A 12,982-nucleotide genomic window follows, 5' to 3' on the forward strand; every position below is an offset into this window, starting at 1 on the left:
GGTGTTCGGTATGAATGCAACGGATCTCATATTGATAAATCCATCCGCCGCCGGCCATATGCCGCGCCGGCTCGGCTCCTCGTTTTCGGCGATAGAGCCGCCGGTCGAAGCGGCCCTCCTGGCCTCTTTCGTGCGCGAGAGGGGCTTCTCCGTGAAGATAATAGACGCGGACGCGGAAGGATTGAGCGCCGCCCGGGTAGCCGTGATGGTAAATGGATCCGACCCGCTCCTGGTGGGGGTGGGTGCGATCGGGCCGAACCCGTCCGCATCATCCACTCCGAAGATGGAAGCGGCGCGGGCCGTCCTGAATACCCTGAGAGACGGCCGCTCTCCGGCCAGGACATTCCTTTATGGTATACACCCTTCCGCCCTTCCCGAGAGGACGCTCGGGGAAGAGTCGGTCGACTTCGTGGTGAGGGGAGAGCCCTTTTATACGGTAGCCCGGCTTCTGGAGATACTGAAGTCCGGAGGAGATGTCGCCGGCCACAAGGTGAGCGGCCTGTGGCATAAGGCCGGCGGCGCCGTCGTGCCGGGCGGGTGGGGTAAACTGGTCCGGGACCCGGACGAACTCCCGTTCGCCGCATGGGACCTTCTTCCCATGGCCGGGTACAGGGCGCATAACTGGCACTGTTTCGGCCGTCTCGCCGAACGCACACCTTACGCCGTAATATACACAAGTTTCGGATGTCCATTCAACTGCACGTACTGTAATATCCATGCCATGTACAACGGGAAACCGGGTATCCGTTTCCGCAGCCCGCTTAAGGTTGCCGATGAACTGGATATCCTGGTGACCAGGTATAAGGTGAAGAATGTCAAGATAGCAGATGAGCTCTTCGCGATAAAGGAAGGACGCGTCATCGAGCTATGCGATATAATAATAGGCCGCGGTTACGACCTTAATATGTGGGCCTATGCCAGGATAGATACTGTGACCGGGCGCATGCTGGAGAAGATGAAGCGAGCCGGGATAAACTGGGTCGCCTACGGCATCGAATCGGCCGACGAGGGGGTGCGGTCCGGGGTAGCCAAGGGTAAATTCGTACGGCGCGATATCGAAGAAGCCGTCCGCATCACCCATGATGCCGGTATCAATATAATAGGGAATTTCATATTCGGCCTGCCGGACGACGACCCGGCTACGATGCGCCGGACGCTCGATATGGCTAAAGGCCTTGACCTGGAATATGTGAATTTTTACGCCACCATGGCCTATCCCGGTTCAAAGTTATATGAAGAAGCGCTGAAGGACGGCTCCTGCCTCCCCGGATCGTGGTCGGGCTATGCCCAGATGGACCCGGGCGCTCTCCCGCTCTCCACCAGGCACATCCCGGGGACCGAGGTCCTGCGCTTCAGGGATGAGGCGTTCGCCGAATATTTTTCGGACCCGCGGTATCTGGGGATGGTGGAGAAGAAGTTCGGCCCGGAGACCCTGGCACACGTAAAAGAGATGTCGGCCGTGAGGGTGCCGAGACACCTGTACCCTGCGGAAGCGTCAAACGAAAGGATTCGAAGATGATCATAAGCAAGACCCCGTTCAGGATATCTTTCTTCGGCGGAGGCACCGATTACCCCGTATGGTACCATAATAACGACGGGGCGGTCCTGTCTACGACGATAGATAAATACTGCTATATAACATGCCGTTATCTTCCGCCTTTCTTTGAACACAAGCACAGGATAATCTATTCCCTCACCGAGCAGGTCCGGAGCGTGGCGGAGATAAAACATCCCTCGGTCCGCGGCTGCATGGAGTTCACAGGCATAGATGAAGGGATAGAGATACACCATGACGGTGACCTGCCCGCGCGCACGGGGCTCGGCTCGAGCTCTGCATTCACAGTAGGGCTTCTCAATTCGCTGTATGCGTTGAAGGGTATAATGGTGACCAAGGAGCGCCTGGCGAGAGATGCCATACATATAGAGCAGAAGGTATTAAAAGAGAATGTCGGCTCGCAGGACCAGATAGCGTCCGCATACGGGGGTTTCAACGTAGTGGAATTCAACGGCACGAACAGGTTCCATGTCCGACCCGTAACCATAGACGGGCCGCGGTTCGACGAACTGCAGGACCACCTGATGCTCTTCTTCACCGGCTTTTCCCGCAACGCCTCCGATATCGCGGCGGAACAGATCAAGATGACGCCCCACAAGGCGAAGGAACTTAAACGGATATACCAGCTGGTCAAAGAGGCCGTGGCCGTCATAAACAGCAGGCAGGACATAACCCGGTTCGGGAAGCTGCTGCACGAGAGCTGGCAGATAAAGCGCGACCTCACGCATAAGATATCGACCCCGGCCATCGATGATATATACGACGCGGCCCGCAAGGCCGGGGCCATCGGCGGCAAGCTCCTCGGCGCAGGCGGCGGAGGGTTCATGCTCTTCTTCGTCAGGACGAACGCCCGGAAGCGGGTGAAGGACCGGCTGAAGCACCTTTTGCACGTCCCTTTCAAGTTCGAAAACTCGGGAAGCCAGATAATATTCTACAGCCCGCCTTATAAGGCGAACGGGGCCGTAACGGGAAGGGGTTAGATAAATGGGAAGGGTGAAGATATGAGAGTATCGTTCGGTTCGATAGAGATCCCCCCGTATTCGAAGAAGCTGATAAGGGATATAACGGAGTCGGGGAGGGTCACGAGCGGCAGATACGTGAAGCGGCTGGAGGAGGAGTTCGCCTCCGTCATGGGCGTCAGAGAGGCGGTCGCCTTGAGTTCGGGCGGCGACGCGGACGCGCTGGCCCTCGCGGTGTTATACGATTTCGGCGCCGGGCGCGGGGATGAGGTCATAGTGCCGGCCCTGTCGTTCGTCGCGACCGGTAACGCCGTCCTGCAGGCCGGTTTCACGCCGGTATTCGTCGACGTCGAACGGGATACGCTGAATATCGACCCGGCAAAGATAGAGTCCGCCATAACGAAGAAGACGCGCGCGATAATGCCCGTGCACCTGATGGGCAAGCCGGCAAAGATGGACCCCATAAATAAGATCGCGAGACGCCGCGGCCTCGTGGTGATAGAGGATGCCGCAGAAGCGTACGGCACGGAATATAGAGGCAGGCCGGCCGGGACCCTCGGCGATATGGCCTGTTTCAGCCTGTACGCAGCCCATATAATAACGGCCATAGAGGGCGGGATGGTCGTCACCGATAACGCCAAATATGCGGAGATCATAAGGTCGTTGAGGGCGCACGGCAGGGCATGCAAGTGCAAGGAGTGCGTCCTGAACACGAAGTCCGCATATTGCAGGAAACGTTTCTATTACGACACGGATATCAGGTTCATATTCGAGAGGATAGGATATTCCAGCAAGATGAACGAACTTGAGGCCGCCGTAGGCCTCGGGCAGATCAGGAATTACAGGGCCATAATCAAAAAACGGAGGTCGAACCTCCTTTACCTGATGAAAGCGTTCGGGCAGTTCGAACCGTATCTGGCGACGTTGCACGAAGAAAGGCATGAGAAGATAGGCCCGCACGCCTTCGCGGTCATCATACGGGAAGGTTCGGGCATCAGGAGGGACGAGATGGTCTGTTACCTCGAGGAGAAGGGCATCGATACGCGCTCGTTATTCTCCTCCATGCCTACGCAGTGTCCCGGTTTCCGGTTCCTGGGCTATAGAACGGGCGATTTCCCGAATGCCGAGTATATCGGCAATAACGGTTTTCATATAGGTGTCCATCAAGGGCTGGATAAGAGGCATCTCGATCATTTTATCGGATGCGTAAAGGATTTTCTGAAAAAAAGGCCGAAATGAGACCGAAAGAGAAGGTATTCATTACAGGCGATAAGGAGATGGTACCGGACGCGCTATGGCGCGCATTCGGCAAAGGCGGTATGGATGTATCGCTTCGCGGCTATGCCGGCGCGGACTTCTCGGATAGAGGAGCTCTCCTGGACCTCTTCAGGCGCGAGAGGCCGGGATATATCTTCCTTACATCCGCGGTATCCGGGGGGATACAGGCAAACATATCGCATCCTGCCGAATTCCTGTATCAGAACCTCGAGATGCAGAACAGCGTTATCGAGGCGGCCCGCCTGGCGAAGGTGAGGCGGCTCTTCTTCATCGCCGCCTCATGCGTCTACCCGCGCAAATGCAGACAGCCGATAAGAGAGGAATATCTCATGACAGGTCCGCTTGAGCCGACCAATGAGGCGTACGCCATAGCTAAGCTGGCCGGCATAAAGATGTGCGGGGCCTACAACAGGCAATATGGCACCGATTTCATATCTCTGATACCGTCCAATCTGTATGGCCCCGGCGATAAATTCGACGCCGGGAGCTCGCATGTCATACCGGCATTGATAATGAAGATGTATGAGGCAAAACGGCGCAAGGATAAGAGCGTCGCGGTATGGGGGAGCGGAAGGCCCGAGAGGGACTTCCTGTATATAGACGATTTTGCGGACGCCTGCCTTTTCATTATGGATAAAGACGGCCTGCCGGAGGTAATGAACGTTGCAAGCGGGCTCGGGGTGACCGTCAGGCGCCTGGCCGGGCTCCTGAAGAAGGCAACCGGCTTCCGCGGTAAGCTGGAGTTCGATACCACAAAACCGGACGGCATGCCTAAAAAGGTTCTCGATATAACGAAACTGCGTTCGGCCGGATGGGTCCGGCGGACAGAGATCGGCGCAGGGTTGAAAAAGACGTGCCTGGACTACGGCAGGCGGTCTGGATAGGCGTTCAATGATAAGGACGATGAAGGTGGGCGGGATAATACAGGCCCGCATGAGCTCTAAGAGGTTCCCGGGAAAGGTATTATATCCCATATGCGGCAAGCCGATGCTCGGATATCTGGTGGAACGCCTGTGCCATTCCCGTCTTCTCGATATCGTGGTAGTCGCTACGTCGCTGGACCCAAGCGACGATCCGATAGTATATTTTTGCAAGAAGACCGGTGTGGAGTGCCACAGGGGGCCCCTGCATGATGTCGCCGGCCGTTTCAAAGAGGTGATCATCAAGCTGGGGCTGGACGGTTTTCTGCGCTCCACGGCAGACAGCCCGCTCCTCGATCAATGGCTCATAGATAAGGCCGTCGAGATATTCCGCGCGGGCACTTTTGAGATAGTCACGAACGTCCTGGAACGCACTTATCCGGCGGGACAGTCCGTGGAGGTGCTCAAAAGCGATATATTCATAAAGGGATACGGCAGCATGAGCCGGCTTGACGATTTTGAACATGTGACTAAATTCTTCTACGATAACCACGATGACTACAAGATATATAACATACATTCCGGTAAAGATCATAGCGGCATACAGTTATCTGTGGATACCGCCCCGGATATGGATACCGTCACCTATATTATCTCGCGCATGAAGAAGCCGCACTGGGAATACAGGATGGAAGAGATTCTCAATATGGCAGAGGGATACAAAATCGAAAAGGAACGCTCCGGGCGGCACGGGAAAGGCAGTGATATATGAAGGTAAAAAGGGAAGCGGGAGAATTCCCGGGGAGGGTGGAGATCGAACTTTCCGGCACATGTAACCTCAACTGTACCTATTGCCCCAGGAAGTATATGGGGGGCCTCAACGGGTTTATGCCGCTCGAATTATATGAACGGCTTATAGACGAGATGTCCGCGTATCCTGATACCGTAGTGGTCCTGCACAGGAGGGGGGAGAGTTTATTGCATCCCCGTTTCATAGAGATGTGCGATTATATAAAAGGCAAATTCAAAGAGGTCCAGATAGCCACGAACGCCACCCTGCTCGACGACGCTAAATCCAGGGCCATTATAGATGCTATAGATTTCATCTCCTTCAGCATAGACGTGCCGGAGATATTCGATAAGACGCGCATCCCCGCCAGGTACGCCGACGTCGAATCGCGGATACTCCGTTTTCTCGATATGAATAAAGGCAGGGTGCTCACCCAGGTATCCATGGTGAAGACGACCGAGACCCCGTCCGTTAATCCGGAGAGATTCAAGAAGATATGGACGGGCAAGGTCAACAGGATAAGGATATACGAAGAACATTCGAGGGACGGTAAATTCGGCTCGCTCATAAAGAAGAGAGAAAGCAGAATGCCGTGCGTGATGCCTTTTTACGAGCTCCTCGTATATTTCGACGGCTCTGTGGGAAGGTGCAACCATGACTGGAACGGCGAGCCGATGGGGAACCTGAACGGGATGTCCATAGGGGAGCTCTGGAGCAGCGCCCGTTATGAGGCCCTGCGCGCCCAGCACCGGGACCTGAACATAACCGATGAGGTATGCAGGGGCTGTGATTCATGGTATGCCGAGGTGCGCGTACAGGGAACAGGGGAGACAGTGGAATGAAGAGAAAAAAATTCCTGCCGCTTTCGAAGCCGCTCATCACCTCCGCCGAGATAGACGCGGTCTCATCGGTATTGAGGTCCGGGTACCTTACGACCGGTCCGAAGGTAGAAGAATTTGAAAAGGGAGTGGAGAAATATCTGGGCGGCTCGGTGCATGCGGTCGCCCTGAACTCCTGCACCGGCGGGCTGTTCCTGGCCCTTAACGCCTGCGGCATAGGCCCGGGCGACGAAGTTATAGTGCCCACCTGGACGTTCGCGGCGTCTGCGCACGTGGTAATATGGACGGGCGCAAAACCGGTACTGTGCGATGTCGACGAAGGGTCCCTCAATATAGACGTCCGCAGGATGAAGGAGCTGATAAGCGCCAGGACAAAGGCGATAATGCCGGTGCACTTTGCCGGTTACCCCTGCGAGATGGATGAGATAACGGCCGTTGCGCGGAGGCGCGGCATGGTCGTCATAGAGGACGCGGCGCATGCCATCGGGTCCGTATATAACGGCAGAAAGATAGGCACGATCGGGGACGCCACGGTCTTCAGTTTTTACGCGACTAAGAACCTGGCATGCGGAGAGGGCGGGATGGTCGTCTCAGAGGATGAAAAGATGATAGAGCGGATCAGGAAGGCGAGCTACTTCGGCATCGATAAAGAGGCGTTCAGCCGCTACCGTAAGGCCGGGAGATGGTATTATGAGATAGAGGAGCTCGGCTACAAATATAATATGGACAGCATACATGCCGCCATCGGGATAGTGCAGCTAAAGAAACTTAACGCCATGAGCGGACGCAGGCGCCGTATCGCCCGCCTTTACAGGGCGCACCTTGACGACAGGATACGCTTCATGACGGACGGGGACGGGCACTACCATACGTACCACCTCTTCCCGATCCGCATAGACAGGCGCATAATAGGCCGTAACGACTTGATCGAGAAGCTGAAAGAGAGGAATATAGGGGCGGGCGTCCACTTCATACCGCTGCACCGTCATCCCTATTACAGGAGTTTTGTAAGGCCGGGAGAGTTCCCGGTAGCCGATAAGGCGTATGAGGAGATCATTTCCATCCCGATGTTCGCCGGGATGTCGGACGGCGACGCATGGTATGTGATACGTACGATAAACGATATATTAAAAAGGAGATGATGATATGACGCTGCGGGATATTTTGAAGACGAAGACGGTATCTGTATGGGGCGTAGGGTATCTCGGGTATACGTCCATGCTTGCATTACAGCAGGGTGGATTCGACATCGTGGCCTATGACCTTCACCGGCACCAGCTGGAGAAGATGAAAGGCGGGGACTATCCCGACAAGGAGCAGGCGGCCGTATGGTCGCGCGTGAATTATCTCCCGAAACTGGACCGCGATAAGATAAAGATCGCAAATAGCCCGGCAGGGCTCTTCAGATCTTCGTCTATCCATATAATAGCCATGTCCGAATTCCGCGAGACGACCAAAGGCGATAATATGGTTAAGCGCATGGCGGCGATATTTGCGGCAAATCTCAGGAAGGGAAGAACGGTCCCGCTCGTCATATTCGAATCTACGTCCGTGCCGGGACACATCGAAGAGAATTTTGTGAAACCGCTCGCTGCGCGCGGCATCAGATGTTCCAGGGATTATTACCTGGGGGCGATATTCAGGCCCGATTGGACCACGGAGGCCTTCATGAACCGTAAAGGCAAGCTCCCGATAGCCGGCCACTGTCTCAAAGGGCTGGCCGCGGTAAAGAGGCTTACCGAATATCTGGGGATACGGACCATAGAGCTTGACGGCATAAAGGAAGGAGAGATATATATCAACTCGATGAACGCCATACAGGTGGTCGTAAGCGACTTCCTGCGGCAGCTGGTGCTGGGTTATCCCTCGGTGAACATAAAGAAGATCTCCGAGCGTCTCTTTAAAAATATATCTTTCGACGATTGCGCGGTGAACATAGGCTCCGGCGGCGAAAAGGAGACGTTCGCGATAGATAACCTGATAAGAGGCAGCGAGAGCCAGGAAGCCCTGGCGCTTCTCAAGGAATTCCAGGATTCCGGCATCTCCTCGGTGCTCAGTTACGCGGAATATATAGTACGGCACGGATATAAGAGCGTTGCGATGCTGGGGATAACATACAAGGGGAACCAGAAAGATGTCGTCCTCTCCCCGTCGTTGACGCTCGCGGATTACCTTTTGAAGAACTCGGTGCGTGTCTGGCTGAACGACCCTTTCTATTCCAGTAAAGATATCGTCAAGCTCGTAAAGGGCGCCAGGGCCGCAGATTTTCCGGACGGCGTCTTTGATGCCGACGTCGTGGTGGTTTCGTCCGATCATAACCAGTACAGGTACCTCTCGCAGGAGCGCCTGGACGGTATAAAGAAGAAGACGCGGCTCGTGATCGACAATATCGGCGTATGGTCGCATCTCAAGTTCGACGGCGGGATATATCATCAGGTGGGAGACGGCTCCCTCAACCTTCTAAAATGACAATATGTGCGGCATAGCCGGGTTCGTTTCGACGGACCCCAAATACAATTCTAAGAAGATCGTCCGGGATATGCTCTCGAGCATCAGGCACAGGGGGCCCGATCAGGACGGCGTTTATAAGAAAGACGCCTTCACCATCGGCACGGTGCGCCTCAGCATAATAGACACGGATAAGCACGTCATCCCTTATAAGACGCCCGACGGGGCAGTCGCCATCGTCTATAACGGCGAGATATATAATCACGAAGACGTGCGGAGGTCGCTCGGCGGACGCTATCCTTTCGATACGAAGTCCGACGCAGAGACGGTCCTTTACAACTACGTGGAGAAGGGGGTCTCGTCTTTCGGAGATTATAACGGCATGTACGCCTTCGCGATATACGACGCCAGGAAGAGGGAGCTTTATGTCGTCCGCGACAGGGCCGGCGAGAAGGCGGTCTATTACACCCTTCAGAAGTCCTTCTTCGCGTTCGCCAGCGAGATCAAGGCCCTGTGCGCTCTCCGCGAGCCGGTCTTCAACGAAGGATGCCTTTCCTACAAGGCATATGAGTTCAATACCGGGGAGGAGACCGTATTCAAGGACATATATGCCCTGATGCCCGGCGAATACCTGAGCGTCAACGGAAAACTCGATGTGAAGAAGCATGCGTACTGGAAGATATGGGACAACCTGATCGATGTGCCGGACAACCTCAGGAAGATCGAGTCCCGGCTCAGCGACCTGATAGTGGATTCCATAGAGCTCCGTACGCGGAACAGGGTCCACAGCTACGGCACCTTCGTCTCCGGCGGCGTGGACAGCGCGCTGGTGGCATGTATCGCCAGGCCCGATCATATATACACATGCCATTACGAGGTGGACGGCTATGACGAGCTCCCGTATGCCGAGCTCGTCGCCAGGAAGATAAAGAAGAAGCTCATCGTGGTCAAACCAAGGCCGGAAGACTTCGAAAGGACCCGCAGGAAGATCATATATCACCTCGACACGCCGTGTACCTGGACGAGCTTCAGTTTATGGATGCTGCTGGAGAGGGCCCACAGGGATATAAAGGTCGTCCTCTCAGGCGACGGCGCCGACGAGATATTTGCCGGCTATTACCGTTATCATCTGCTGCACCACGACGAACAGATAAGGGACCTGAAGGCGCTCGAGAGATACTCTTATCTCATAGACCGTTACTACGGTTCTCCCGTGGAGCGTTACGTGAAGCTGGTGAACCGCTGTGAGAACCGTTATGACAGGAAGGTGTTGAAATACCTTGAAGATACGGTGGGGAGATACTTCTCCAGGGCGGGGCATCACTACATTCACGCTATGGGGATGACCGATTTTTATACTACGATGCAGGAGCTGATGCAGTTCGCGGACAGGATAAATATGGCATTCAGCGTCGAGAACAGGTCCCCCTTCCTTGACCACCGCCTCATCCAGTATGCCTTCAGCATGCCTCAGAAGTACAAGATACGGAACGGGGTGACCAAATGGATCGTGAAGCGTATCGCAAAGAAGTTCATACCGCGCGAGATAATAGAAAGGGTGGACAAGAGGGGCTTCAGCGCGCCGGTCAACCACTGGTTCGGGTGGGGAAAGAAGGGCACATACGACCGGAGCGAATACAGGAAACTCGTCTTCAATGATTGGGCAGATGTCTTCGGCGTGAAGGGATCAGGCGGGGGCAGGGACAGATGAAAGTCGTCATCATCGATTACGGCCTCGGTAATATAAGGTCCATAGCCGGCGCGCTCAGGAAATTGGGGCACGACCCCGTCGTCTCGCGGAGCGGCGATGACCTGGCGGCGGCCGACCGGCTCATACTGCCGGGGGTCGGCGCTTTCGGCGACGGCATGAAGAACCTGCGGGAGTTCGGCCTTGTCGAGCCGCTCGCGCGCGAGGTGCTCGGAAAAGGGAAGCCGATCCTCGGCATCTGCCTGGGTTCGCAATTGATGGCGAGAGAAAGCGAGGAGTTCGGCCGCCACGAGGGGCTGGGGTGGTTTGACGCATCGGTGATCAGGATAGAGACGGCGGGCAAGGATCTCAGGATACCGCACGTAGGATGGGATAGCCTGATAAAGGTGAGGGAGGACGTCCTCTTCGACGGTATACCGGACGATGCCCTGTTCTATTACACGCACAGTTACCATGTCCGATTCAGGGACCGCGCCCCGGTGATAGGTGAATGCGAATACGGCGTCCGCTTTACCGCGGCGTTCAGCCGCCGCAACATATACGGCACGCAATTCCACCCGGAGAAGAGCCAGCGTTACGGGCTCGTACTCCTGGAAAATTTTTTAACCAAGGTACGCTATGCTGAAGAAACGGCTAATCACGGTATTGACGTTCAATAACGGGGTGCTCTTCCGCACCAGGAATTTTCATCCCGATTACCGCTATACGCTAAATTTTGTGGACGCGTGGTCCGTGGACGAGATCGTGGTGCTGGATATAACACGCGAGAGCATGGGGGAGAAGCCCAATTTCTACAATATCGTCACGCAATTTGCGGACAGGTGTTTCGTGCCGCTCGCCGCAGGCGGAGGCGTAAGGAGTGTCGAAGATTTCAGCACGCTCCTGAGGCTGGGCGCAGATAAGGTAGTTATAAACACAGAGGCGGTAAGGCGTCCGGAGTTCATACGGGAGGCGGCCGGCCTCTTCGGCTCCCAGTGCGTGGTCGTCTCCATAGACGCCAGGAAGACGGGTACGGGGGCCTACGAGGTATTTACGGATTTCGGCACAAGGCCTTCCGGCCTCGACCCTGTCGAATGGGCGAAAAAGGCCCGGGACCTCGGCGCCGGCGAGATAATGGTGACATCTATAGATAAGGACGGCTCGCTGGAGGGGTACGATAACGACCTGAACCGCACGGTCTCGGAGGCAGTCGATATACCGGTGCTCGTCTCCGGAGGCGCAGGCAAATGGCAGGACTTTGTGGACGGCTTCGAAAAGGGCAAGGCGACGGCGGTCTGCACGACAAATATATACCATTTTACGGAAACGAGCATCAAGAGCGCGAAGGTCTATATGAGGCGGTCCGGCATAGAAGTGAGGATATAGGTTTCGGGGAGGATATATGAAAGAGGGCTTATATAAAGGTGCAGAAGGTGAAAGAGGCGCGAGGCGGGTGGCCTATTGCAAAAGATGCCTTATGCCCAATACGCGCCCCAGGATAATATTTGACAAAGAGGGTGTATGTAATGCATGCAGGAACGCAGATACGAAATGGGAAGATGTCGACTGGGATGCGCGGAGAAAGGAATTTGAAGGGCTCCTGGACCGTTACAGGTCGAAGGACGGCTCATGGGACTGCGTAGTCCCGTGGAGCGGGGGCAAGGACTCCAGCTCGATCGCCTACCGCCTGAAATTTGAATTCCATATGAACCCGCTCCTGGTGACCTTCTCTCCGCAGGTGCCCAATGAGGTGGGGAGCGCCAACCGCGAAGCCCTCATCCAGGCGGGCATGGACCATATATTCTTCCGGCCGAATCAGAAGGTCCACAGAAGATTGGCGAAGAGGTTCTTTGTGGAGAGGGGTAATCACAAGGTGCCGTGGGATGCAGGCGTGAACACCATCCCGGTCATCGCGGCGGTGAAGTTCGGGATCCCTCTCATATTCTACGCAGAACACGGAGAGAGCGAATATGGGGGAAAGCTACTGAAAGAAGATTCCAATAAGATGAGGGATTTTACGGAGGTCATAGAACATCAGATAGGCGATGATCCGAGGAACTGGATAGACGAAGAGATAACGCTGAACGACCTGGCACCGTATATATATCCCGATGTCGGCTCTATGAAAAAGGTCGGCGTGAAGGCGCTCTATTTTGCCTACTTCTTTAAATGGAGCAGCTACAGGAACTATCTCTACATAAAGGATAAGTTCAACTTCAGGACGTGCGCCGAGGGCAGGACCGAAGGGACCTTCACCGACTTCGACTCTCTCGACGATAAATCGGACAACCTCTACTATTACATGCAGTACATAAAGTTCGGATTCGGCAGGGCGGTCCGGGATGCCAGCCGCATGATACAGAATAAACAGCTGTCGAGGAGCGAGGGCCTGGAGCTTGCCCGTAAATACGACCACGAGTTCCCGGCAAGGTATCTCAAGGAGATGCTCGAGTACCTCATGCTCACAGAAGAGGAATTCAACGATATAACGGACAGGCACAGGAATCCCGAGATATGGACAAAAGAGAACGGCCAGTGGAAACTCCGGTATCCCCTGGAATAGAAG

At 55.2% G+C, this 12,982-nt stretch carries 12 protein-coding genes; all 12 read left to right on the top strand.

From position 1 onward, the window contains the following. Positions 1–10: 10 nt before the first annotated feature. From WC515_07735 to WC515_07790, 12 genes are read left to right on the top strand one after another with little or no spacing between them, the layout of a single operon-like run. Positions 11–1,519, top strand: a complete 1,509-nt coding sequence (locus WC515_07735; protein ID MFA5147249.1) for a radical SAM protein — start codon at positions 11–13, stop codon at positions 1,517–1,519. Beyond that, on the top strand, positions 1,516–2,535 hold the full coding sequence (locus tag WC515_07740; protein MFA5147250.1) for a kinase: 1,020 nt from the start codon (positions 1,516–1,518) through the stop codon (positions 2,533–2,535). Before WC515_07735 ends, WC515_07740 begins: the two co-directional genes overlap by 4 nt. A gap of 21 nt (positions 2,536–2,556) precedes the next feature. Then, positions 2,557–3,753: a DegT/DnrJ/EryC1/StrS family aminotransferase gene (locus tag WC515_07745; protein ID MFA5147251.1), complete on the top strand. Its 1,197-nt coding sequence runs from the start codon at positions 2,557–2,559 to the stop codon at positions 3,751–3,753. Then, positions 3,750–4,676, top strand: a complete 927-nt coding sequence (locus WC515_07750) for a GDP-L-fucose synthase (GenBank protein ID MFA5147252.1) — start codon at positions 3,750–3,752, stop codon at positions 4,674–4,676. The genes WC515_07745 and WC515_07750 overlap by 4 nt, the downstream gene beginning before the upstream one ends. 7 nt (positions 4,677–4,683) lie before the next feature. Next, the gene (locus WC515_07755; GenBank protein ID MFA5147253.1) at positions 4,684–5,424 is read left to right on the top strand and encodes a hypothetical protein; all 741 of its coding nucleotides are present in this window, start codon (positions 4,684–4,686) and stop codon (positions 5,422–5,424) included. Beyond that, complete coding sequence (locus WC515_07760; protein MFA5147254.1) at positions 5,421–6,284, top strand: radical SAM protein; 864 nt, start codon at positions 5,421–5,423, stop codon at positions 6,282–6,284. The genes WC515_07755 and WC515_07760 overlap by 4 nt, the downstream gene beginning before the upstream one ends. Continuing rightward, the gene (locus WC515_07765; GenBank protein ID MFA5147255.1) at positions 6,281–7,423 is read left to right on the top strand and encodes a DegT/DnrJ/EryC1/StrS family aminotransferase; all 1,143 of its coding nucleotides are present in this window, start codon (positions 6,281–6,283) and stop codon (positions 7,421–7,423) included. The genes WC515_07760 and WC515_07765 overlap by 4 nt, the downstream gene beginning before the upstream one ends. Positions 7,424–7,427: 4 nt before the next feature. Then, a complete protein-coding gene (locus WC515_07770; protein MFA5147256.1) occupies positions 7,428–8,750 on the top strand; it encodes a UDP binding domain-containing protein in 1,323 nt (440 codons plus the stop codon). Positions 8,751–8,754: 4 nt separating this feature from the next. Then, positions 8,755–10,440, top strand: coding sequence for an asparagine synthase (glutamine-hydrolyzing) (gene asnB / locus WC515_07775; protein ID MFA5147257.1), 1,686 nt, complete (start codon positions 8,755–8,757; stop codon positions 10,438–10,440). Then, complete coding sequence (hisH, locus tag WC515_07780) at positions 10,437–11,096, top strand: imidazole glycerol phosphate synthase subunit HisH (protein MFA5147258.1); 660 nt, start codon at positions 10,437–10,439, stop codon at positions 11,094–11,096. Before asnB ends, hisH begins: the two co-directional genes overlap by 4 nt. Next, on the top strand, positions 11,056–11,802 hold the full coding sequence (locus WC515_07785) for an imidazole glycerol phosphate synthase cyclase subunit (protein ID MFA5147259.1): 747 nt from the start codon (positions 11,056–11,058) through the stop codon (positions 11,800–11,802). Before hisH ends, WC515_07785 begins: the two co-directional genes overlap by 41 nt. Positions 11,803–11,818: 16 nt before the next feature. Beyond that, complete coding sequence (locus WC515_07790; protein ID MFA5147260.1) at positions 11,819–12,979, top strand: N-acetyl sugar amidotransferase; 1,161 nt, start codon at positions 11,819–11,821, stop codon at positions 12,977–12,979. Positions 12,980–12,982: the final 3 nt, after the last annotated feature.

This window comes from Candidatus Omnitrophota bacterium (assembly GCA_041650805.1).
Lineage (GTDB): Bacteria > Omnitrophota > Gorgyraeia > 2-01-FULL-45-10 > 2-01-FULL-45-10 > JBAZKM01.